The sequence below is a fragment of the Pseudomonas sp. PB103 genome, from assembly GCF_009764635.1.
In the GTDB taxonomy this organism is placed as follows: Bacteria; Pseudomonadota; Gammaproteobacteria; order Pseudomonadales; family Pseudomonadaceae; genus Aquipseudomonas.
The window spans coordinates 31,907-54,508 of record NZ_RWIL01000112.1 but is presented as its reverse complement, the minus strand read 5'-3'; the positions used below and the strand labels follow the sequence as shown (position 1 = coordinate 54,508).

The 22,602-nt window shown below is 58.2% G+C and carries 18 protein-coding genes; 5 read left to right on the top strand and 13 right to left on the bottom strand.

The annotated features are described in order from the left end of the window. Nucleotides 1–89 precede the first annotated feature (89 nt). The gene (locus tag EJA70_RS19870) at nt 90–1,391 is read left to right on the top strand and encodes an OprD family porin (protein ID WP_158832944.1); all 1,302 of its coding nucleotides are present in this window, start codon (nt 90–92) and stop codon (nt 1,389–1,391) included. Between the two features lie 153 nt (nt 1,392–1,544). Here the strand turns inward: EJA70_RS19870 and EJA70_RS19865 are convergent, their stop codons facing one another. From EJA70_RS19865 to EJA70_RS19805, 13 genes are all read right to left on the bottom strand, one after another. After that, nucleotides 1,545–2,165, bottom strand: coding sequence for a hypothetical protein (locus EJA70_RS19865; RefSeq protein WP_008079528.1), 621 nt, complete (start codon nt 2,163–2,165; stop codon nt 1,545–1,547). 45 nt (nt 2,166–2,210) lie between these two features. Continuing rightward, nucleotides 2,211–3,149, bottom strand: coding sequence for a carbohydrate kinase (locus tag EJA70_RS19860; protein ID WP_158832942.1), 939 nt, complete (start codon nt 3,147–3,149; stop codon nt 2,211–2,213). 13 nt (nt 3,150–3,162) lie between these two features. Next, the gene (gene xylB, locus EJA70_RS19855; RefSeq protein WP_158832940.1) at nt 3,163–4,659 is read right to left on the bottom strand and encodes a xylulokinase; all 1,497 of its coding nucleotides are present in this window, start codon (nt 4,657–4,659) and stop codon (nt 3,163–3,165) included. A gap of 495 nt (nt 4,660–5,154) precedes the next feature. Continuing rightward, a complete protein-coding gene (locus EJA70_RS19850) occupies nt 5,155–6,627 on the bottom strand; it encodes a mannitol dehydrogenase family protein (RefSeq protein WP_158832938.1) in 1,473 nt (490 codons plus the stop codon). A gap of 19 nt (nt 6,628–6,646) precedes the next feature. After that, nucleotides 6,647–7,750 (bottom strand): ABC transporter ATP-binding protein, encoded by a 1,104-nt coding sequence (locus tag EJA70_RS19845; protein WP_008079512.1) that lies wholly within the window; start codon nt 7,748–7,750, stop codon nt 6,647–6,649. 92 nt (nt 7,751–7,842) lie between these two features. Beyond that, nucleotides 7,843–8,673 carry a carbohydrate ABC transporter permease gene (locus EJA70_RS19840; protein ID WP_003225143.1) on the bottom strand — a complete coding sequence of 277 codons (831 nt, stop codon included), beginning with the start codon at nt 8,671–8,673 and terminating at the stop codon, nt 7,843–7,845. An 8-nt stretch (nt 8,674–8,681) separates the two neighbouring features. Next, complete coding sequence (locus EJA70_RS19835; RefSeq protein WP_053119886.1) at nt 8,682–9,608, bottom strand: carbohydrate ABC transporter permease; 927 nt, start codon at nt 9,606–9,608, stop codon at nt 8,682–8,684. 173 nt (nt 9,609–9,781) lie between these two features. After that, nucleotides 9,782–11,092 carry a sugar ABC transporter substrate-binding protein gene (locus tag EJA70_RS19830; RefSeq protein ID WP_008079510.1) on the bottom strand — a complete coding sequence of 437 codons (1,311 nt, stop codon included), beginning with the start codon at nt 11,090–11,092 and terminating at the stop codon, nt 9,782–9,784. Between the two features lie 330 nt (nt 11,093–11,422). Continuing rightward, nucleotides 11,423–12,328: an AraC family transcriptional regulator gene (locus EJA70_RS19825; RefSeq protein WP_008079509.1), complete on the bottom strand. Its 906-nt coding sequence runs from the start codon at nt 12,326–12,328 to the stop codon at nt 11,423–11,425. Nucleotides 12,329–12,404: 76 nt separating this feature from the next. After that, complete coding sequence (locus EJA70_RS19820; protein WP_158832936.1) at nt 12,405–13,286, bottom strand: phospholipase; 882 nt, start codon at nt 13,284–13,286, stop codon at nt 12,405–12,407. 196 nt (nt 13,287–13,482) lie between these two features. Then, complete coding sequence (locus tag EJA70_RS19815; protein WP_158832934.1) at nt 13,483–14,346, bottom strand: phospholipase; 864 nt, start codon at nt 14,344–14,346, stop codon at nt 13,483–13,485. Nucleotides 14,347–14,479: 133 nt separating this feature from the next. After that, the gene (locus EJA70_RS19810; RefSeq protein WP_158832932.1) at nt 14,480–15,772 is read right to left on the bottom strand and encodes a glycosyltransferase; all 1,293 of its coding nucleotides are present in this window, start codon (nt 15,770–15,772) and stop codon (nt 14,480–14,482) included. Nucleotides 15,773–15,841: 69 nt separating this feature from the next. Continuing rightward, a complete protein-coding gene (locus EJA70_RS19805; RefSeq protein ID WP_008079505.1) occupies nt 15,842–16,210 on the bottom strand; it encodes a response regulator in 369 nt (122 codons plus the stop codon). Between the two features lie 253 nt (nt 16,211–16,463). Between EJA70_RS19805 and EJA70_RS19800 the strand changes: the two genes are divergently transcribed. From EJA70_RS19800 to EJA70_RS19785, 4 genes are read left to right on the top strand one after another with little or no spacing between them, the layout of a single operon-like run. After that, nucleotides 16,464–19,955 (top strand): response regulator, encoded by a 3,492-nt coding sequence (locus tag EJA70_RS19800; protein ID WP_158832930.1) that lies wholly within the window; start codon nt 16,464–16,466, stop codon nt 19,953–19,955. Next, the gene (locus EJA70_RS19795) at nt 19,955–20,788 is read left to right on the top strand and encodes a protein-glutamate O-methyltransferase CheR (RefSeq protein WP_008079503.1); all 834 of its coding nucleotides are present in this window, start codon (nt 19,955–19,957) and stop codon (nt 20,786–20,788) included. Before EJA70_RS19800 ends, EJA70_RS19795 begins: the two co-directional genes overlap by 1 nt. Then, entirely contained in the window at nt 20,785–21,378 is a 594-nt protein-coding gene (locus EJA70_RS19790) for a chemotaxis protein CheB (protein WP_008079502.1), read from the top strand. Before EJA70_RS19795 ends, EJA70_RS19790 begins: the two co-directional genes overlap by 4 nt. Next, complete coding sequence (locus EJA70_RS19785; RefSeq protein WP_008079501.1) at nt 21,372–22,586, top strand: hybrid sensor histidine kinase/response regulator; 1,215 nt, start codon at nt 21,372–21,374, stop codon at nt 22,584–22,586. Before EJA70_RS19790 ends, EJA70_RS19785 begins: the two co-directional genes overlap by 7 nt. Nucleotides 22,587–22,602: the final 16 nt, after the last annotated feature.

Genomic DNA, 22,602 nt, shown 5'->3' with positions numbered 1-22,602 from the left:
TTCTTCCCGGCTCATCCTCGACCCGGGACGGGAGCTATTTTTCTGGCTTATTGCGCCTTTGCGCAAACGCTGCAATGTTGGAGTTTTTCATGCGTCCCCCATTCCCCCTCATCACCCCGCGCCAGTCGTTTGGCTTCGGAGCTGTTGTGCTGTGCGCCGGTTTTGCCGCGCAGGTTCAGGCCAGCGGTTTTCTCGAAGACACCACGGCGAAAATCGAATCGCGCACGGTGTATTTCAACCGCGATTTCCGTGATGGGCACACCTCGAACGACCAAGGCGCGTCCAAGCGTGAAGAGTCGGCTCAGGGTTTTATTCTCAACCTGCAATCGGGCTACACCGAAGGCACGGTCGGTTTTGGTCTCGATGCATTGGGCATGCTCGGTTTTCAGCTCGATTCCAGCCCGGACCGCAGCAACAGCGGCCTGCTGCCCTCCAGCGGCAACGATCCGCGCGGCTCGAAAGGTCAGTACGCAAAAATGGGGTTGACCGCCAAGGTCAAGGTCTCGGACACCGTATTGAAATACGGCGCGCTACTGCCGGACCTGCCGTTGCTGAAGTACAACGACGGTCGTTTGCTGCCGACGATGTTCAACGGCGCCATGCTCACCTCGAAAGAGCTGAAAGACCTGACCTTCATGGCCGCGCGCCTGGACAAGTACACCGCGCGTGACTCCACCGATTCGCAAGACATCCGCGTGCATTGCAAGAACAAGCGCTACGCTTGCAACACCACCGCCGATCATTTCGACATGTACGGTTTCGATTACAAGATCAATGATCGCCTGACCGCGCAGTATCACTACGCCGAACTGGAAGATATTTATCGTCAGCACTTCGTTGGCCTGTTGGGCAATCAAGCGCTGGCTGGTGGTGTGCTGAAAGCGGATCTGCGTGTGCTGAAGAGTGCCGATAGCGGCGATGCCAAGGCGGGGTCCATCGATAACCGTGCATTGAGCGGCATGCTGTCCTACGCGCACAGCGGGCATACCTTCAGCGCCGGTTGGCAGCGCATGAACGGCGACAACTCGATGCCGTACCTCGATGGCAGCAATCCGTATCTGGTCAACTATGTGCAGGTCAATGACTTTGCCGCAGCGCAGGAACGTTCCTGGCAGTTGCGTTACGACTATGACTTCAAGGCCATCGGCATCAATGGCCTGAGCTTCCTGACCCGTTACGTCAACGGTGACCACATCAAGGTGTTGGGCAGCGATCAGGAAGGCAAAGAGTGGGAACGTGACAGCGAGTTGAAATACGTGATTCAGGCCGGCACGTTCAAGGACGTCAGTTTGCGTCTGCGCAATGCGACGTATCGGACCAACTACGAGAAGTTCGCCCGGGATGTCGATGAGACACGGTTGATCGTCAGCTACAACTTTTCGGTGTTGTAAGGTCAGTCATTTCAGCGTCTGCTCGACTGCCATCGCTGGCAAGCCAGCTCCCACAAGGATCTTCAGTGAACGCAGATTCTGTGTACCGCAGAAATCCCTGAGGGAGCGGGCTTGCCCGCGATGGCGTCCCTGAATGGACCGCGGCTGTATGGCTTACAGCCAATGCCAGAAGCGGCTCCAGAACCCTCGGTTCAGGTCATCCTTGCAGCCGGCATATTGCTGGGCGTACAGGTCCGAGCGATTCTGCACTTTGCGCGCCGTTGGCATCAGCCAGGCTTTGCTCGCATAAGTCTTGTTGCGATAACCGCCCCAACCCTCGTGGTAGTTGAGGTACTGGTTGTACGCGTCGTATTTGTAGACGCCATTGATGGTGGTGGTCTTGTCCATGTACCAGCCGACAAAGTCGATGGCGTCATCGAAGTCTTCACGGTCGGCACCATGTCGGCCGGTGCTTTTCTGGTAGTCGGACCAGACTTCGTCCTTGGCCTGAGCGTAACCCGAAGCCGTGGTCACCCGGCCCCATGGAATCACCCAGAGCAAGTATTTACGTGGGGTCTTGGCGTCGTAGCGATAGCCGGACTCTTGATACATGATCGCGAAGGGCACCTGAATCGGCACCCCCCAGCGTTTTTGCGTGACCTGTGCGGCGTCGTACCAATCGCTTTTTTCCCGGAAAATGTCGCAGAGGTTTTCCGGCGAGCGCGGCGGCGAAGTACCGCAACCGGTCAATAGCGTTGCCAGTGTCAAAAGTCCAAGCGTCTGCCTGCAGTTCAAAAGCCGTTATCCCGTCGTGCGCAAAAAGGCCGACAGTCTACGCGCTCAGGACAATTGGTGACGATAGGGCAAATCCGGACCGGTCTTGCTGCAGGTCAGCGCAGCGGCTTGCACGGCGAACTTGAGCATTGTCTCGATCTGCTCGCGAGCCAGTTGCTGCACGCCTTGCACCGAATCCAGACCCTGCTCGGTCAGCCAGGTGATCAGCGCGGCCTGGAAGGTATCGCCGGCGCCGACGGTATCGGCAATCGTCACTGAGCAGGCCGGTACCGACCAGGAACCGTGAGTGCGGCTGAACACCGTTGCGCCTTCAGCGCCACGGGTCAGGAAAACGATCTGGCAGCGATGCTCCAGCCAGCCCTCGATCACGCGCTGCGGATCGGCCTCGGGGTAGAGCAGGCTCAAGTCTTCGTCACTGACTTTGATCAGGTCTGCCAGCTGCACCAGCGTGGCAATGCGCTCGCGCCACAGGTCGATATTCGGCTGCGGGTTGAGGCGCACGTTCGGGTCGAGGCTGATCAGGCGTTTGCCGCTTTCGCGTTGAACCAGAGCCAGTAACGTGTCGCCGATCGGCTGTACCACCAGTGAAAACGAACCGACATGCAGGCCGCGTACTTCAGGGCCGAGGGCAGGCAGATGCGCCATGCTCAACTGCCGATCGGCGCAACCTTCGCCACGGAAACTGTAATGCGGCGAGCCGTTGGCACCCACCGCGACCATCGCCAGCGTGGTCGGCGCGGCGAAATCCACCAGATAGTCAGGCCGTACGCCTTCCTCCTGCAGCACCTGCTGCAAACGGCGGCCGAGGTAGTCCGTCGACAGTCCACCGAACAGCGCTGAGTCCACGCCCAACCGGCGCAGGCCGACGGCGACGTTGAACGGCGAACCGCCAGCTATCGCCTTGAAATTCACTTTCGAGGCCAGACCGCTGGCATCGTCTTCGCTGAAGAAATCAAACAGGGCTTCGCCACACACCAGGTACATAGTTGTTTGCTCTTTATAGGGTTGCGACATGCTGTTGATAGCGTTCATAAGCCTGCTGAAACGCCGCGACATTGGCGGCAATCGGCAGGGTTTCACTGCTCAGGTCGAGTGTCACGCAACGCTGGCACAGATCCGCCAGCGTGTCTTCGTGACCGTTCGACCAGGATTTGCACCACGCGGCCTGAATCGCCGCGCCTAAGGCTGCGGCCTCACTTTGCTCGGTGCAGATGACCGGGGTGTTCATGATGTCGGCGACGATCTGCCGCCACACCGCACTTTTCGAACCGCCGCCAATCAGGCAAATGCTGCGGCTTTGTAAACCATTCTGACGCAGTAAATCCAGCCCGTAGCGCAAACCGAAGGTGGTGCCTTCGACAGCGGCGCGGCACAGATTGGCCTGGGTCAGATTGTTCAGGGTCAGGCCATGCAGGCTGCCGGTGGCGTGGGGCAGGGCGGGAACCCGTTCGCCGTTGAAAAACGGCAATAGACTGACACCGTCCGCGCCAATCGGCGCTTGCGCCACGAGATCGTTGAACTGTTCAAGATCGAGGTCGAACAGCTCGCGAATCGCACCGGTGGCGTTGGTCAGATTCATGGTGCAGATCAGCGGCAACCAGCCACCGCTGGAGGAACAGAACGTCGCAACCGAAGCATCCGGGCTGACTTTCGGTACGTCGGAGTAAGCGTAAACGGTGCCGGAAGATCCGAGGCTCATGGTGATCGCGCCAGGCTGGATATTGCCGGTACCAATGGCGCCCATCATATTGTCGCCGCCGCCGCTGGAGATCAGCGCGTCAGGGTTGATACCGAGGTGTTCGGCAATCGCCGGCAGAATTTTGCCCACGGCTTGATGTGCATCGATCAGCTCAGGCAATGCCGCTTGCAGGCGCCCGCTGGCGTCGATGTCGCGCAGCAATTGCAAGTCCCATTGACGGCTGCGCACGTTGAAGTAGCCGGTGCCGGAGGCGTCACCGTATTCGCTGCAGGCACGGCCGGTCAGCCAGAAATTCAGGTAGTCGTGGGGCAGCAGAATCCGCGCGATGCGCGAAAAAACGGCGGGATGCTGCTCTTTGGTCCACAACAGTTTGGACACGGTATAGCCCGGCGCGATGACCACGCCGAGGCGCTCCAGCGAACCTTTTTCGCCGCCCAGATGTTTGAGCAGACGATCGTTTTCTGCCGTGGTTTCGGTGTCGCACCAGAGTTTCGCCGGGCGCAGCACTTCACCCTGATCGTCGAGCAATACCAGGCCGTGTTGCTGGCCGGAAACGCCGACGCCGAGGATCTCCTCGCCGTCGACGTTGGCGGCGAGTAATGCGCGACGGCTGGCGAGAGCAAAGGCGTCGAGCCATTGCCGGGTGTCCTGCTCGCGACGACCATTGGCGCCGCTGATCATCGTGTGCGCAGCAGCGCCCTGGCCGAGGACTTGCCCGCTGCCGGCGTCAAGGATGATCGCTTTGGTGCCTTGGGTGCCGCAATCGATGCCGAGGAAAAGTTGTCGGGTTGCCACAGTGAGTACCTCAGGGTGTCAGGTATGTCTTGGTGAAGCCAATCGCTGGCAAGCCAGCTCCCACAGGCTCTCGGGTGTACTTAAAACTCATGAACGATCAAGTACCCTGTGGGAGTGAGTACCTCAGGGTGTCAGGTATGTCTTGGTGAAGCCAATCGCTGGCAAGCCAGCTCCCACAGGCTTTCGGGTGTACTTAAAACTCATGAACGATCAAGTACCCTGTGGGAGTGAGTACCTCAGGGTGTCAGGTATGTCTTGGTGAAGCCAATCGCTGGCAAGCCAGCTCCCACAGGCTCTCGGGTGCACTTAAAACTCATGAACGATCAAGTACCCTGTGGGAGTGAGTACCTCAGGGTGTCAGGTATGTCTTGGTGAAGCCAATCGCTGGCAAGCCAGCTCCCACAGGCGCTCGGGTGTACTTAAAACTCACGAACGATCAAGTACCCTGTGGGAGCTGGCTTGCCAGCGATGAGGTCCGTAGACCCACCGCGTCACTCAGGCGAGGACACGCTCCAGCGTTCGCGTCACACCCTCTTCGCGCAAGCTGTTGCAGCACCACTCAAACGCCGCCACAAACGCCGCCGATCGCGGGATCGCTGTGCCGAATATCTCCTCAACCGCCAACAACCGTTCAGTGATCAACGCATCATCCGCCACCAGCGCCTGGCAAAACGTCGCCCGTGGATCAGGAATCGAATAGGTATCACCGTTCTCATCCACACCCTTCAAATACAACGCCCATGCCGCGACCACCAGCGCCGCACGCTTGGTTTCCTGGCCATCGGCAATCAACCGGTTGATTGTCGGAATGGTGAACTTGGGAAACTTCGACGAGCCATCCGAACACACCCGCTCCAGCTGGTCGGCAATCGCCTGATTGGAAAAACGCGCGACCAACGTGTCCTTGTACTCGGTCAAATCAATGCCCGGCACCGGCGCCAGTTGCGGGGTCACGTCCAGGTCCATGTAGGCACGCATATACCGTACAAACAGCGGGTCGTTCATGGTCTCGTGAACAAACCGGTAACCCTTCAAAAAGCCCAGATACGTCAGTGCCAGATGACTGCCGTTGAGCAGTTTGATTTTCATCTCCTCGTACGGAGAGACGTCGTCGGTGAACTGCACGCCAACCTTTTCCCAGGCGGGCCGGCCGTTGACGAATTTATCCTCCAGCACCCATTGCACAAACGGCTCGCAGACCACCGGCCAGGCATCGTCGACCCCGTGTTTGTCGGCCAGTTGCAGGCGATGTGCGGTGCTGGTCATCGGCGTGATGCGGTCGACCATGGCGTTGGGGAAACTGACGTTGGCGTCGATCCAGCTGCACAGATTGCTATTGCGCAGCGTGGCAAATGCCAGCAACGCCTTGCGGGTCACCGCGCCGTTGTGCGGCAAGTTATCGCAAGACATCACGGTAAAGGCCTGGATGCCCGCCGCGCGGCGTTTTTCCAGGGCGGCACACAAAAAGCCGAACACGGTTTTCGGCGCGTCAGGGTGGGCGAGGTCATGCTGAATCTGCGGCAGGTGCGCCATGAATTCGCCGTTGCTGTCATCGATGCAGTAACCGCCCTCGGTGATGGTCAGCGAGACAATGCGGATCTGCGGGTCGGCGAGTTTGTCGATCAGTGCCTGAGCACCGTCTTCGGCCAGCAACATGTCGCGAATCGCGCCGATCACGCGCACTTCGGTGTCGTCGCTGTCACCCAGTTCGAACAGGGTGAACAGGTAGTCCTGTTCCTTGAGATCGTCGCGGGCGCGGCGATCTTCTGCGCGCAGGCCAACGCCGCAGATCGCCCAGTCCAGCGCTTCGCCGGTGTTCATCAGCGCATCGGTGTAATACGCCTGATGCGCGCGGTGAAAACCGCCGACGCCGATGTGCGCGATGCCCTGACGAGTGTCGCCGAGGCGGTAAGCCGGCAGCTTTACTTCGCTCGCCAGGCCGTGGAGATTCTGTTGATTGAGTTTCATTGGGCAAGTCTCTCGAAAATCAGGCCGCAGCACGCAGCGGGCGGGTCAGCGCTACGCCATCGGCATCGAATAAATGGCAGTGGGCCGCGTCCAGATGCAGGCTCAGTTGCTCGCCGTAACGGCTGGCCAGATCACCGCGCACGCGCATGGTCAGCGCTTCGCCGGCAGTGGTGATGACGTGGCAAAAGGTGTCGCTGCCGAGGCGCTCACTGACATCGGCGGTGACTTGCAGGGTGCAGTCGCCGGCTTGCGCCAATTCCAGATGCTCGGGGCGAATGCCAAGGGTCACGGCGCTGCCGACACTGAGATTGGCGGCGTTGAAGGGCAGGGTGACGCGCGTGCCGGCGTCCAGCGAGACTTCGCAGCTCTGGGCATCGACGCGGGCAATCTTGCCTTTGAGGAAGCCCATTTTCGGTGTGCCGAGAAACCCGGCGACGAACAGATTGGCCGGTTGGTGATACAGATCCAGCGGCGAGCCGACCTGCTCGATTTTTCCGCCATTGAGTACCACGACTTTGTCGGCCATGGTCATCGCTTCGACCTGATCGTGGGTCACGTAAATCATCGTCGCTTGCAGGTCTTTGTGCAGACGCAGCAGTTCCAGACGCATCTGCACGCGCAGCGCCGCGTCGAGGTTGGACAGCGGCTCGTCGAACAGGAAGATTTTCGGATTGCGCACGATGGCGCGGCCGATGGCCACACGCTGGCGCTGGCCACCGGAGAGCTGTTTCGGTTTGCGTTCAAGCATTGGGCCGAGTTCAAGAATGCGCGCGGCTTCGCCGACTTTTTTCTCGACTTCGGCTTTCGGTACGCCGGCCAGGTCGAGGGCAAACGACATGTTCTTTTTCACGGTCATGTGCGGGTACAGCGCGTAAGTCTGGAACACCATCGCCAGGTCACGCTTGGCCGGGCTGACTTCGGTGATGTCGCGGCCATCGAGTTCGATGGTGCCGCCGCTGACTTCTTCAAGGCCGGCGATCAGTCGCAGCAGGGTGGACTTGCCGCAGCCGGACGGGCCGACGAAGACCACGAATTCCTTGTCGTTCACTTCCAGGTCGATGCCTTTGATGATGGAGAAGCCTTCGAAGCCTTTTTGCAGATTCTTGATTTTCAGGTTGGCCATGATGATGGGCCTCCGCGTTGTTGTTTTTTAAGATCAAAAGATCGCAGCCTGCGGCAGCTCCTACATGGGCGGTATCTTTTGCTTGGCAATATTCATTTCACGGCGCCGAAGGACAGGCCTCGCACCAGTTGTTTCTGGCTGATCCAGCCGAAGATCAGGATCGGCGCGCAGGCCAGGGTCGACACCGCCGACAACTTGGCCCAGAACAACCCTTCGGGGCTCGAATACGAGGCGATCAGCGCGGTCAGTGGCGCGGCTTTCGAGGAGGTCAGGTTCAGCGACCAGAACGCCTCGTTCCAGCACAGAATCAGCGACAGCAGCACGGTCGAGGCGAGGCCGCCCTTGGCGATCGGCAGCAGCACGCGAACCATTTCCTGCCACAACGTGGCGCCGTCGAGGCGGGCGGCTTCGAGGATGTCTTTGGGAATGTCCTTGAAGTAGGTGTAAATCATCCAGACCACGATCGGCAGGTTGATCAGCGTGTAAATCACGATCAGCGCGATGCGTGTGTCGAGCAGACCGAAGCTCTTGGCCAGCAGGTAGATCGGCATCAGCACGCCCACCGGCGGCAGCATTTTGGTCGAGAGCATCCACAGCAGCGTGCCTTTGGTGCGCTGGGTTTCATAGAACGCCATCGAGTAAGCCGCCGGCACCGCGATCAACAGGCACAACGCGGTGGCGCTGAAGGAAATCACCACCGAGTTCCAGGCGAAACTGAAGTAGTCGCTGCGCTCGTTGATGTGCAGGTAGTTCTCCAGCGTCGGCGTGAAGATGAACTGCGGCGGCGTGGCGAACGCGTCGATTTCGGTCTTGAAACTGGTCATCACCATCCAGAAGATCGGGAAGAAAATCACGATCGCGATGGCCCAGGCCAGGGTGCCGAGCAGCAGGCTTTGCAGCCGGCGGGATTGTTGGAGAGTCATGGCAGGCCTCAGGCTTTGTCAGTCAGGTTTTTGCCGATCATCCGCACCAGAATGATCGCGGCGATGTTGGCGATGACCACGGCAATCAAGCCGCCCGCCGAGGCCATGCCGACATCGAACTGCACCAGCGCCTGGTTGTAGATGAGGTAGGCGAGGTTGGTCGAGGCGTAGCCGGGGCCGCCGTTGGTGGTGGTGAAAATCTCGGCGAACACCGACAGCAGGAAGATCGTTTCGATCATCACTACCACGGCAATCGGTCGTGCCAGATGCGGCAGGGTCAGGTGCCAGAAAATCGCGATCGGCCCGGCACCGTCGAGGCGCGCGGCCTCTTTCTGTTCCTGGTCCAGCGACTGCATGGCGGTCATCAGAATCAGGATCGCGAAGGGCAGCCATTGCCACGAGACAATGATGATGATCGACAGCAACGGGTAGTGGGCGAGCCAGTCCACCGGTTGCGCGCCGAACAGTTTCCATATGTAGGCGAGGATCCCCGAGACCGGATGGAAGATCAGGTTCTTCCAGATCAGCGCACCGACCGTGGGCATGATGAAGAACGGCGAAATCAGCATGACCCGCACGATGCCGCGACCGAGGAATTCGCTCGCTTCAAGCAGCGCACTGATGAGCACGCCGAGCACCACGCTGATCAGCAGCACGCTGCCGACCAGCAGCAGAGTGTTGGTCGCACCGGGCATGAAACCCGAATCCGTCAGGAAGTAAGTGAAATTCTCGAGCCCGACGAATTCGTTTTCACCGGGGTAGAGCAGGTTGTAGCGGATCAGCGAGAAGTAAATGGTCATGCCCAGCGGCACGATCATCCACAGCAGCAACAGGGCCACCGAGGGGCTGACCAGAAACCAGCCGGGATTGCGTACGCGGACCTTGCGCTGCGGCTGGGACAAGTCGATGTGGGCTTTGGCAGTAGAAGTATTCATGGCGATCACAACCGATTGGGTGCAGATACATGTTCAGGCAAGACAGCATTCCTGACATCGACGCGAACCCTGTGGGAGCGGGCTTGCCCGCGATGGCGATGGCGCAGCCGACATCGAAGTTGAATGTGCCGGCGTCATCGCTGGCAAGCCAGCTCCCACAGGTTTAGAAGCGGTTACTTGGGATAACCGGCGCGCTTCATCTCGCGTTCGGTGGTCTGCTGGGCGGCGGCCAAGGCTTGATCCACCGTGGTCTGGCCGATCAGCGCCGCCGAGAACAGCTTGCCGACCTGGGTGCCCACTGCCTGGAACTCAGGAATGGTCACCAGTTGAATGCCGATGTACGGCACCGGTTTCAGCGTCGGTTTGCTTGGGTCAGCAACCTTCAGCGATTCCAGCGTGACTTTGGCGAACGGAGCGGCGCTCATGTACGCATCGCTGTAGGTCGAGGCGCGGGTGCCTGGCGGGACGTTGGCGATGCCGTCGGTCTTGGCGACCAGTTCGCCGTACTCTTTGGAAGTGGCCCAGGCGCTGAATTCTTTCGCAGCATCCTTGGCCTTGGAGCTGGTCGGAATTGCCAGTGCCCACGAATACAGCCAGGCCGAACCTTTGTCGGTGACCTGGTGCGGAGCAAACGTGAAGCCGACGTGATCAGCGACTTTGCTCTGGGTTTTGTCGGTGACGAACGAACCGGCGACGCTGGCGTCGACCCAGATCGCGCACTTGCCGCTGTTGAACAGGGCGAGGTTTTCGTTGAAGCCGTTGCTCGATGCCCCCGGTGGGCCGGATTTCTTCATGGTGTCGACGTAGAAGTTCAGCGCGTTCTTCCACTCGGGGCCGTTGAATTCCGGCTGCCATTTTTCATCGAACCAGCGCGCGCCGTAGGCGTTGGCAACGGTGCTGATCAGCGCCATGTTCTCGCCCCAGCCAGCCTTGCCACGCAGACAGATGCCGTACTGTTCTTTGTCCTTGTTGGTGAGTTTCTCGGCGAACCCGGCGATCTCTTCCCAAGTTGGGCGCTCCGGCATGCTCAGCCCGGCGTCCTTGAACAGATCGGTGCGATAGTAAGTGATCGAGCTTTCTGCGTAGAACGGCAGGGCGTACAGCGAGCCCTTGACCGAGAGGCCTTCACGCACCGACGGGAAGACATCGTCGAGGGCATAACTGGCCGGCAGATCTTTCATCGGTTCAAGCCAACCTTTAGCGCCCCACAGTGCCGCTTCGTACATGCCGATGGTCAATACATCGAACTGGCCGCCCTGGGTGGCAATGTCGGTGGTCAGGCGCTGGCGCAGGACGTTTTCTTCCAGTACCACCCAATTGAGCTTGATGTCCGGATGCTCGGTCTCGAAGGTTTTCGAGAGCTTTTGCATGCGGATCATGTCGCTGTTGTTGACGGTGGCGATGGTCAGGGTCTGGGCGCCAAGGCTGACGCTGCTGAGGGTCATGCAGGTGAGGGCAAGCAGAGCTTTTGCAGTGGGTTGCATCGTGCACTCCTTTTCTGCACCCGGCGGGGCAGAAGGACAGTTATTGTTTTTGTGTCTTCCAGTGCAGGAAGAATGTGCACTGATTACAGCCTTCAATTGCAGGGCTGACAAATCATCCCTAGCACTTTTATCGATACTTTTTTGCACTGGGGTTTGGCGATGGAAACGCAGGGAAGGGGTTTGTAGCGGTGCGGGGCTATCGAATGTGTACAGGTTTCACACGGAACTGTAGGAGTGAGCCTGCTCGCGATAGCGATGTGTCAGTCACCATCCGCGGCGCTGACACGGCGCCATCGCGAGCAGGCTCACTCCTACAAGGGAATGGTGGTGTCAGCCGTGGTTTTGTTCGGTCAGGCGCTGCACCGCCAGGCGGCGGTAATGCGACGGCGTCATGCCCTTTAGCTGTTGAAAGCGCCGATTGAAATTGGAAATATTGTTGAAGCCGGATTCGAAACACACCTCGGTCACCGGTTTATCGCCATCGGCCAGCAGCTCGCAGGATTTGCTGATGCGCAGGCGATTGACGAACTCGATGAAATTGCGCCCTGTGGCCTGTTTGAATACGCGGCTGAAATAAGTCGGCGTCATCCCCAGATGCTCGGCGACTTCCTCCAGCGATATGTCCCGAGCGTAATGGCTGAAAATGTAATCGACCGCGCGGTTGGTCCGATCAATGTTGTGCTCATCAGCCAGCTGCGGCGTTGTGGCGCCGGACAACAACTGGAAATCATCACTGGCAGCGAGCAGTTCCATCAGGATAAAAAAGTGCCCAAGCCGGGTAATTCCCTTGGAGTCGGCGATCCGTTGCATCAAGGTCATCGCTTGGCGAATGGTGCGTTTGCAGCGGAATTCGATGCCGTACTGCGCGCGCTCAAGCAAAGGCGCCAGGCTTTTCAGTTCGGCAAATACCTGATGACCCGTCTCGAACAGCTCATCGGTGAAATTGACCAGCATGTCGCGTTTTTCCACGATTTCATCTTCCGCCACCTGGCTGATCCAGTTGTGCGGCAGATTCGGGCCGGTGAGAAACAACGTCTCCGGATAGAAGTTGCCGATGTAGTCACCGATAAAAACCTTGCCGGAGCTGGCGACGATCAGGTGCAGCTCGTATTCCTTGTGAAAATGCCAGCGCACCAGCGGGCAGGGAAAGCCATGCTGGCGATAGATGATGGACAACCCGTTATGGTCATCCATCAACTCGTAGGAAGGGTCGGTCACGCGGGTTGTTCGAGTCATGGCTGGGCGCTTTTTTTATTATCGCCCGCCAATCATGCCCCTTTCATGCCGGGTTTCACCACCCACATCGAATGGCTCAGCCCCTTGTCAGTAGCGAGTCGCCGTAAACTGCCTTCATGCTGGTGGCGCTCCAGCACAGGCGGACGATATCCGATTCCTCGAAAAAATCGGTGTTGATGATGCTGCAGCGGGTCACCCAGTCTCGTGTGGTGTCGAACCAGTCATTGATCTGGTTCTTGATGTGTTGCGGCCCGCCCAGTAACGAATAGCTGGTCGCCGACAGCGACCAGAGCACACGCGGATAACCTGTTCGTTCAAGGGTTGTCTTGACGTGCGAGTGCAAGTCATCGGTATCTGCGAAACGCTTGCCGCTCCACTTGTGCCAAATGAACGGCCAGAACACATCCTCGTCCAGTTCGCGCTTGGCGGCCGCCGCCATCACCACTCGGCGGCGCGGGCTTTTACGTTTGAGTTGCTCGACGGTCAGGTGGGCATCCGTGGACGGTATGACATGGTCGCCCAAACGTTCGATCAGCACGTCATTGAGGCGCTGGTAATCAAACGGTTTTTCGCCATCGGCCAACTCGTGGAAATCGAGCACGATGAATTCGTGCGGATGGTTCGCGAGGAAGCTGATAACAGCGCTGATCAGCTCCTCAAGCGTGCGCCCGGATTGATAGCCGTTGTGATGGAAGTAGAACGCTGATGATTGCGCAGTATTGGAGTACCCGAGGCGAATATCGAAGGCTCTGGCGCCGTTGGCCAACTGCCAGGCAAATGAATCGTTCTGGCAGGTGGTCCAGTTGCCGCGCAACGCATCGTGGTGGGCGGCTTTTTTGTCCATGCCGCAGTTATGCGTGCCGGGCCAAATGACATCGGTCAGTTTCAGTCGACCGATGTCCAATACTTTGCTCATCCAGTTCTGTTTATCGAGTTCGCCGGAAATAGTGCTGTTCATGACAAGTCCTTGTCGTGATCTTCGTACCCGTCCATGGTGCGAAGTGATTACATGAAGTGGGAGTGACGGCTTGCCGCTTCCCGAGTTTGCCGTTGAGCAATGGCTTTCATGTCACAGCGTAGAACTGAATGGCGGTATCGCCAGCGTTTGAAATGTCTGCACAAACATAGCGATTTGATGGCTATCCAAATCGGGATCAGCGTGCCTTGAGCAAGTTGGCTGCACGACAGAAATCAACGATTTTCGATTCCTCAATGAAATCGACGTTAATGATGTTGCACTTGCGTGCCCAGTCGCTGTTTTTCGGGTCGAACATGGCATTCAGTTCGTCGTGTATATCAGTTGGGCCGCCGGTGGCGCTGTAACACGTCGCGGACAGTGTCCAGTTATACCAACTGCTGGGTGGTGCGCTTACGACTGTCGTAATAAAGGCCCGTAACTGGGCAATGTTAGCCGTGGCAATACCTGACCATTTGCTTACTACCTCATCATGAAACAGTTTGGCGTCCAGTTCGCTGTGCCGTGGGGCGCACACCAGTACCCTTTGCAGCGGACTGACGCGTTTGAGTTCTGCCAATGTCAGACGCTTGTTTGCCGCAGGAATCATCCGTGGTTCCAGCGCCTGTACAACCAGCGCGTTGAACAGTTTGAAATCAAATGCGCCCTTTAAGCTTTTGAAATTTTTAAAGTCGAGAACAATGAACTCATCGGGGTTGACGCTGAGAAAATCCCAGACATCAACGAGCAAGTCTTTCAGCGTGCGCGAAGACAGATATTCGTTATGGTGAAAGCGAAACCTGTCGGTGCCGCTTTTGCCACTGGGATCATGAATCAAGCGCACATCGAGGGCCCGGGAACCGTTGTCCAGTTGACTTCTGAACGATTGATGCTGGCACGCCAGCCAGTGTTTGCCCGGTATCAGTGCGTAAGAGGCCTGCCAGTCACAACCGGCATTGTGGGTGCCCGGCAATGTCAATTCACTGAGCGTCAAACATTCTATTTGTGGTGTTGCCGCCATCCAGTTTCTGGTCGATTGGTTATTCGAAGTGTCGATAGCCATTAATACATCCCTGCAAGGTTTAAAGAGTTGTGCCGCACTCATTGTCAAGTTGAGCGGTGCGGCGAATGCAGGGTTGTTATAATGCCTGGCATAAACTTGGCCAAGTGCAAGTTTGATGCTTGTTGTGTGTTGTTTACGGTTTCTGGTTCTTTGCTTCAATCCATTGCGACATGTATTGAGTGCTCTTGTGCATGTGGTGACGCAACATGCTGCCAGTAAAGTTGTTGCTTCTAAGTGTCTGTAAGTTGTTTTGGCAGTGCAATAACATGTTGATTAATGCCGGCCCGTGTACCGATTGTTGATAGCGATCGGTCAACAATTGATACCCCGCAGTTTGCGCCTGTTGCCAGTGCACTGGGTCGTTGTATAACCGGACAGCTTCATCGGCCAACGCCTGCGCCGACACGTTCACCGCCCCGGGCCACGGATGATCGCCGTGCATGGCTTCGGCGCCGATCGGCGTGGTCACACTCGGCGTGCCGCAGAGCATGGCATCGACCAGTTTGCCCTTGATGCCGGCGCCGAACCGCAAGGGTGCCAGGCAAATCCTTGCAGCCGACATCACTTGCAACGCATCTTCAGCCCAGTTCATCACATGAAAGCCTTGCGCAGGGTTGTGCAGGGCAGTGGCTTTCGGTGGGGTGTAAGCGCCGTAAAGGTGCAGTTGCGCCTTGGGCAGTTTTGCCCGGATCAGTGGCCATACCGTGGATTTCATCCAGAGCACGGCATCCCAGTTCGGTGCATGGCGGAAGTTGCCGATGCTCAGGAAGTGTTCACGTTCGTCGAATGCGCGCGGTGTGATCGTGGGTGGATCGATCATCAGCGGACACCAGTGCAGCAACTCGCCCGGCAGGCCGAACTGCTCACGCAGCAGCTCAATCTCGACCTCGGAGATCATCAGGTTGAGGTCGCAGCGATAGAGTGCGGCGATCTCGCGTTTAGCCAGATCGGTGTCGGCCATCAACTGGAACTCTTCGCGCAGGGCCGGGGCGAACAATTCGCTGAAGTCATTTTCATCGGCGCTGGCCTTCAAGCGGTCCTTGAGCCGCTGATGACGGGCATGCCGCAGGCTTTGCAGGTCGGACGTCTCCAATACGCGCAAGGCATCGGGGCAATGTTTTTCGACGCGCCAACCGAACTGCTCTTCCATCATGAACTGGTCGAACAGCACGATATCCGGCGCCAATTCTGCAATGAAAGTATCGAAAGAGCTGCTGTTGAGCTCGATCGGCACTTCGCGAATGCCCAGTTCAGCCAGGTCAGCCTTGTGCTCGCCGGGACCGGCGGGGCTGCTGAACGTGATCTCCCAGCCTTGCTGCAAAAATGTTTCAAGGATCTGCATGACATGCCCGCTGGCAGCCGAAGAGCGTGGTTCCGGCCAGACGTAGCCAATAACCAGGACTTTGGTGGCGGGGGCTTGATTCATGCGCGGGTATTCCTTGAGGCGGGCTGTGGCAAAAAACGGGGCGCAATTAAACCACAGCCAGCGCGGCTCTTAGTTGCCCTGTTTGAGCACAGCCTTGACCTTGTCGCGCAGCTGATCAATAGAGAACGGCTTGCCAATGACGTGCATGTCCGCCGGCACATCAATCGTTTCTGCGTAACCACTGGCGAACAGGATCGGCAGAGCAGGACGCAGCTTGCGCGCTTCGGTGGCCAGTTCGCGGCCGTCCATGCCGGGCAGGCCGACGTCGGTCATCATCAGGTCGATGTGTCGGGACGCGTCCCCGAGAACCTCCAGCGCCTGCTCGCTGCCGTCCGCCTCCAGCACCTTGAACTCCAGTTCCTCCAACACATCGACAATGAGCATGCGCACGATGTCGTCGTCTTCTACGACAAGGATGGTGGACAGGGTGGCGGACATAATAAAGGCTCTCAAGGGGTGAAATTCAGGGGCGCCGGTCGATCAGAAATGCCGGGCTCTTGCATGAGTAAGTGGCGCATAGCCACAAGTTCCCGTGCGGATACAAAAAAGAATAGTGGCAAGGATAACTGCTGGCTGCAGTGCAAGCGCGGGCAAATCGGCAAATTTGCTGCTAAATCGATCAGAAAAATGGATCCACGCCGCCGTTTTGGGGCAAACTCTCTGGTTTTCAACAGTTCGACAAGGCTGCCCCATGTCCTCTCCGTCTTCGGTTGATGAGCAACGGTTTCGCAAACTTCTGAGTCGCAACATCGGCCTGCCTTTAGGCGTCGGTCTGCTCAGTGCCGTGTTCTTCGTGTCGCTGATCACTTATCTGCTGTCGGTCATTCAATGGGTGGAGCACACCGACCGGGTGATCAATAACGCCAACGAAGCGGTGAAGCTCACCGTGGACCTGGAAACCGGCATGCGCGGCTTCTTGCTCAGCGGCGACGAGCACTTCCTCGATCCGTACGAGACGGCCCGGCCGCGGATCGCCGTCGCGCTCAAGACGCTGACCGAGTTGACGATCGACAACCCGGTGCAAACCGATCGCTTGCGTCGCCTTGAGGCGTTGCAGACCGAGTGGGCCAATTACGCGCAATCGATGATCGATCTGCAGCGAGCCAGCGGCGATTATCGCGGCGCGGTGAAGGCTGGGCGGGGCAAGCGCCTGACGGACGAGATTCGTAAACAATTCGAGGACGTGATTGAAACCGAGCAGGTCTTGCGCACTTCGCGCAATGAAGACGTGCGCCGCACCACGGTCTGGAGCATCAGCCTGTACCTGCTGTTTATCGCCGGTATCAGCGGTCTGCTGGCGTACATTGGCCGTCGTGATCTGATGACGCTGTCGCAAAATTACAGCGCCAACCTCGCTGCACAACAGGCCAGCGCCGGGCGTCTGGAACAGCAGGCATGGTTGCGCAACGGTCAGACCGAACTGGCCGAACAGGTTCTGGGGCAACTGAGCCTCAATCTGCTGGGCCGCAATATCCTGCAATTCTGTGCGCAATACCTCGGCACTGCGGTGGCAGCGTTGTATGTGCGTGAAGAACATGGCGGCCTGAAACGCGTCGCGACTTATGGCTTCTCCCGCGAACAGGAAGCGCAGGATCAGTCGATCTACAGCGGCGAAGGCATCGTCGGTCAGGTGGCCCAACAGGCGCGTCTGATCCGTCTGGATTCGGTGCCGGTGGACTATTTCAAGGTCAGCTCAGGGCTGGGTGAAGGCCTGCCGCACAGCGTGCTGGTGGTGCCGACCAGCGATGACGACCGAGTTAATGGCGTGATCGAACTGGGCTTCCTCCGTCCTTTGAATGACCGTGACATCGAATTGCTGGAACTGATTGCCGGCAATGTCGGCACGTCCATCGAAGCCGCGCGTTACCGTCAGCGCTTGCAAGAAGTGCTGGCCGAAACCCAGCAGCTCAACGAAGAGTTGCAGGTGCAGCAGGAAGAACTGAAAACCGCTAACGAAGAACTCGAAGAGCAGTCGCGGATTCTCAAGGAATCCCAGGCGCATCTGGAAACCCAGCAAGTCGAGCTGGAGCAGACCAACGAGCAGCTTGCCGAACAAGCGGAAACGCTGGCGTCGCAGCGCGACGCCATGGACCTGAAAAACACCGAACTGAATCAGGCGCAGGTGCAACTGGAAGAACGCGCGAAAGAGTTGCAGCGTTCGAGCAAGTACAAGTCCGAGTTCCTCGCCAACATGTCTCACGAACTGCGCACGCCGCTGAACAGTTCGCTGATCCTCGCCAAGTTGCTGGCGGAAAACCCGCAGGACAACCTCAGCGCCGAACAGGTCAAGTTTGCCGAGTCGATCTATTCGGCCGGTAATGATTTGCTGAACCTGATCAACGACATTCTGGATATATCCAAGGTCGAAGCTGGCAAGCTTGAAGTGCTTCCGGAGAACACCAGCGTTGCGCGTCTGGCCGATAGCCTGCGCGGCGTATTCGAGCCGATGGCCAAAGACAAACAGCTGACCTTCACTGTCGACCTGCAGCCGGGCACACCGGGGATGCTGTTCACCGACCGTCAGCGTCTGGAGCAAGTGATCAAGAACCTGCTGTCCAATGCGGTGAAATTCACTGAAAAAGGTACGGTCAGCCTGACCATCGCCGGCCAGCCGGATGATCGTATTGCCTTTATCGTGCGCGATTCCGGGATCGGCATTGCCCCGGATCAGCAGGAAAGCATTTTCGAAGCGTTCCGTCAGGCGGACGGTACCACCAACCGCAAGTACGGCGGCACCGGCCTTGGCCTGTCGATCTCGCGCGATCTGGCGACGCTGCTTGGCGGCTCGATCAGTGTCAGCAGCACGCCGGGGCAGGGCAGTGTGTTCACTCTGTTGTTGCCCCAGCAATACAGCGAGGACGGTGAAATATCCAAAGCGCCGTCGACCTTCACCCCGCCAGCACCGAGCGCGCCAGCAGCCGTGGCCCCCGTCGTTTCGCCGTTAGCCCCGGTGCATATTCCGCGTTTTGCCGATGACCGCGACAAGGCCCCGTTTGCCACGCGCTGCATTCTGGTGGTGGAAGACGAGCCGAATTTCGCTCATATCCTGTACGACCTGGCCCACGAACTGGGTTATCAGTGCCTGGTGGCGCACGGTGCAGACGAAGGCTACGACCTGGCTAAAGAGTTCATTCCAGACGCCATCTTGCTCGACATGCGCTTGCCCGATCACTCCGGCCTCACCGTGCTGCAACGCCTCAAGGAACACGCGGAAACCCGCCACATCCCGGTCCACGTGATTTCGGTCGAAGACCGCGTTGAAGCGGCCATGCACATGGGCGCGATCGGTTATGCGGTGAAACCGACCACCCGCGAAGAGCTCAAGGACGTGTTCGCCCGTCTTGAGGCCAAGCTGACGCAGAAGGTCAAACGCGTGCTGCTGGTCGAGGACGATGACCTGCAACGCGAGAGCATCGCGCGATTGATTGGCGACGAGGACATTGAAATCACTGCCGTCGGCCTCGCACAAGATGCGCTGGAGCTGCTGCGCACGACGATCTACGACTGCATGGTCATCGACCTGAAGCTGCCGGACATGCTCGGCAACGATTTGCTCAAGCGCATGTCCACGGAAGACATCTGCTCGTTCCCGCCAGTCATCGTCTACACCGGGCGTAATCTGACCCGCGATGAAGAGGCCGAACTGCGCAAGTATTCACGCTCGATCATCATCAAGGGCGCGCGTTCGCCGGAGCGTTTGCTCGACGAAGTCACACTCTTTTTGCACAAAGTCGAATCGCAGTTGTCCCATGAACGGCAGAAGATGCTCAAGACCGCGCGCAGTCGCGACAAGGTCTTCGAGGGTCGCAAGGTGCTGTTGGTGGACGACGATGTGCGTAACATTTTCGCCCTGACCAGCGCCCTGGAACACAAAGGCGCAGTCGTGGTGATCGGCCGTAACGGCCGTGAAGCGATTGAAAAATTGAATGAAGTCGAGGACATCGACCTGGTGCTGATGGATGTGATGATGCCGGAAATGGATGGTTTCGAAGCCACCATTGAAATCCGCAAGGATCCGCGCTGGCGCAAGCTGCCGATCATCGCGGTGACGGCCAAGGCCATGAAGGATGATCAGGAGCGCTGCCTGCAGGCGGGCGCCAACGATTACCTGGCCAAGCCCATCGACCTGGATCGCCTGTTCTCGCTGATTCGCGTGTGGTTACCGAAGATGGAACGCATTTAGTGGAACGCAGTACACCCGCCGAACGAAACAGCGAGATCGAATTACGCTTGTTGATCGAGGCTATTTACCTCAAATACAGCTACGATTTTCGCGATTACTCCGGCGCTTCGATCAAGCGCCGGGTGCAACACGCGCTGAGTCAGTTCGAGTGCGCGACCATTTCGGCGCTGCAGGAAAAAGTCCTGCACGATCCGACGGCGTTCATGCAATTGCTGCAGTTGCTGACGATTCCGGTCAGCGAGATGTTCCGCGATCCGTCGCACTTTCTGGCGATTCGCAGGGAAGTGGTGCCGCTGTTGCGCACCTATCCATCGATCAAGATCTGGATCGCTGGTTGCAGCACGGGCGAGGAAGTCTATTCGATGGCGATCCTGCTGCGTGAAGAGGGTTTGCTGGATCGCACGATCATCTACGCCACCGATATCAATCCGCGCTCGCTGGACAAGGCCAAGCAGGGCATTTTCTCGATGGAAAATGTTCGCGCCTACACCGCCAACTACCAGCAGGCCGGGGGGCAGTGCTCTTTTGCCGACTACTACACAGCGGCGTACGGCTACGCGATTTTCGACAAGAGCCTGTGCGAGAACGTGACCTTCGCCGATCACAGTCTGGCGACCGACAGTGTGTTCTCTGAAACCCAATTGATTTCCTGCCGCAACGTGTTGATCTATTTCAACAAGAAACTGCAGGATCGCGCGTTCGGGCTGTTCCATGAATCGCTGTGCCATCGCGGTTTCCTGGTGCTCGGCAGCAAGGAAACGCTGGATTTTTCCAACTACGCCAATCAGTTCGAACCCTTGGTCAAGCAAGAACGGATCTACCGCAAATCATGAACGAGGCCGTGGACTTACCTCGAATCGAGGCAATTGTGGTCGGTGCTTCCGCCGGTGGCGTCGAGGCCCTGTTGAGCCTGCTGGGGCCGCTTCGGCAGGGCTTCGTCCTGCCGATCATTGTGGTGTTGCACTTGCCGGAAGAGCGCCGCAGCCAGCTGGCTGAAGTGTTCTCCAGGCGGATTGATATGCCGGTACACGAGGCGATCGACAAACAGGACATTGTCGCCGGCACCGTGTACTTCGCCACGCCCGGTTATCACCTGTCGGTGGAGCAGGATCGCAGCCTGTCCTTGAGCCTTGAAGACCGTGTGCATTATTCCCGGCCCTCGATCGATTACCTGTTCGAGTCGGCCGCTGATGCCTATGGTCCGGCACTGGCCGCTGTGTTGTTGACCGGCGCCAATCATGACGGCGCGCGCGGTCTGGCTGAAGTCAAACGGCGGGGCGGACTGACCATCGTCCAGGACCCGCAAGAAGCGCAGGTCGCCACCATGCCTCAGGCTGCACTGAACGTTCAGCAGCCGGATCATGTCCTACCCATTCACGGCATCGGCCGTCTGCTTGTCGAGCTGGAACGAATCGCATGCTGAGTAATATCCAAGCCAAGTTGCTGATCGTCGACGATCTGCCGGAAAACCTCCTGGCCCTCGAAGCGCTGATCAAACGTGAAGACCGCACCGTCTATAAGGCGTTGTCGGCGGACGAAGCGTTGTCGCTGCTGTTGCAGCACGAATTCGCCATGGCCATCCTCGATGTGCAGATGCCCGGCATGAACGGCTTCGAACTCGCCGAGTTGATGCGCGGCACCGAAAAAACCAAGAACATCCCGATCATTTTCGTCAGCGCCGCCGGCCGTGAACTGAACTACGCGTTCAAGGGCTATGAGAGCGGGGCGGTGGATTTCCTGCACAAGCCGCTGGATATTCACGCGGTGAAAAGCAAGGTCAATGTCTTCGTCGACCTGTACCGCCAGAGCAAGGCGATGAAGCAGCAGGTCGAAGCGCTGGAGCAGGCCCGCCGTGAGCAAGAGGCGCTGCTGGAGCAATTGCAAAGCACGCAACTGGAGCTGGAGCAGGCGGTGCGGATGCGCGACGACTTCATGTCAATCGTCGCCCATGAAGTGCGCACACCGCTCAATGGCCTGATACTCGAAACCCAATTGCGCAAGATGCACCTGGCGCGCGACAACGCTGCGGCCTTCACCCTCGACAAGATGCACGCCATGGTCGACCGCGATGAGCGGCAGATCAAAAGCCTGATCCGCTTGATCGAAGACATGCTCGACGTGTCGCGTATTCGCACTGGCAAATTGTCGATTCGGCCAAACCGTTTTGATCTGGTGCAGCTGGTCAGCAACCTGTTGCAGAACTTTGCGCAGCAGATCGAGGCGGCGGAAACCGAAGTGTCCTTTACCGCGACAGAACCGGTTGAGGGGCATTGGGACGAGTTCCGCATCGAGCAGGTGGTTTCCAACCTGATCACCAATGCTTTGCGTTACGGCGGGCGCAGCCTGGTTCAGGTGCGTGTGTACCGTGAGGGCAATGAAGCGCGGGTCGAGGTTCAGGATCGCGGCATCGGTATCAGTCCCGAAAACCAGAAACGCATTTTTCAACAGTTCGAACGGGTTTCCGCCAAGACGGTAGTCGCCGGGCTCGGATTGGGTCTGTTCATTTCCGAGCAGATCGTCGCCGCCCATGGCGGCTCCATCGTCGTCGAGAGTGAAATCAACGAGGGCGCCCTGTTTCGCGTTTGTCTGCCGATCGAGGAAAACGGCAAATCCGACGCAACCTCTGAGTGACCACACGGTCGTATCA

Coding starts and splice junctions, on each gene's coding strand:
- EJA70_RS19815 (WP_158832934.1), bottom strand. CDS start 14,346: ATGGCTATCGACACTTCGAATAACCAATCGACCAGAAACTGGATGGCG.
- EJA70_RS19785 (WP_008079501.1), top strand. CDS start 21,372: ATGCTGAGTAATATCCAAGCCAAGTTGCTGATCGTCGACGATCTGCCG.
- EJA70_RS19845 (WP_008079512.1), bottom strand. CDS start 7,750: ATGGCCAACCTGAAAATCAAGAATCTGCAAAAAGGCTTCGAAGGCTTC.
- EJA70_RS19835 (WP_053119886.1), bottom strand. CDS start 9,608: ATGAATACTTCTACTGCCAAAGCCCACATCGACTTGTCCCAGCCGCAG.
- EJA70_RS19860 (WP_158832942.1), bottom strand. CDS start 3,149: ATGTACCTGGTGTGTGGCGAAGCCCTGTTTGATTTCTTCAGCGAAGAC.
- EJA70_RS19790 (WP_008079502.1), top strand. CDS start 20,785: ATGAACGAGGCCGTGGACTTACCTCGAATCGAGGCAATTGTGGTCGGT.
- EJA70_RS19800 (WP_158832930.1), top strand. CDS start 16,464: ATGTCCTCTCCGTCTTCGGTTGATGAGCAACGGTTTCGCAAACTTCTG.
- EJA70_RS19825 (WP_008079509.1), bottom strand. CDS start 12,328: ATGACTCGAACAACCCGCGTGACCGACCCTTCCTACGAGTTGATGGAT.
- EJA70_RS19870 (WP_158832944.1), top strand. CDS start 90: ATGCGTCCCCCATTCCCCCTCATCACCCCGCGCCAGTCGTTTGGCTTC.
- EJA70_RS19820 (WP_158832936.1), bottom strand. CDS start 13,286: ATGAACAGCACTATTTCCGGCGAACTCGATAAACAGAACTGGATGAGC.
- EJA70_RS19805 (WP_008079505.1), bottom strand. CDS start 16,210: ATGTCCGCCACCCTGTCCACCATCCTTGTCGTAGAAGACGACGACATC.
- EJA70_RS19830 (WP_008079510.1), bottom strand. CDS start 11,092: ATGCAACCCACTGCAAAAGCTCTGCTTGCCCTCACCTGCATGACCCTC.
- EJA70_RS19810 (WP_158832932.1), bottom strand. CDS start 15,772: ATGAATCAAGCCCCCGCCACCAAAGTCCTGGTTATTGGCTACGTCTGG.
- EJA70_RS19850 (WP_158832938.1), bottom strand. CDS start 6,627: ATGAAACTCAATCAACAGAATCTCCACGGCCTGGCGAGCGAAGTAAAG.
- EJA70_RS19840 (WP_003225143.1), bottom strand. CDS start 8,673: ATGACTCTCCAACAATCCCGCCGGCTGCAAAGCCTGCTGCTCGGCACC.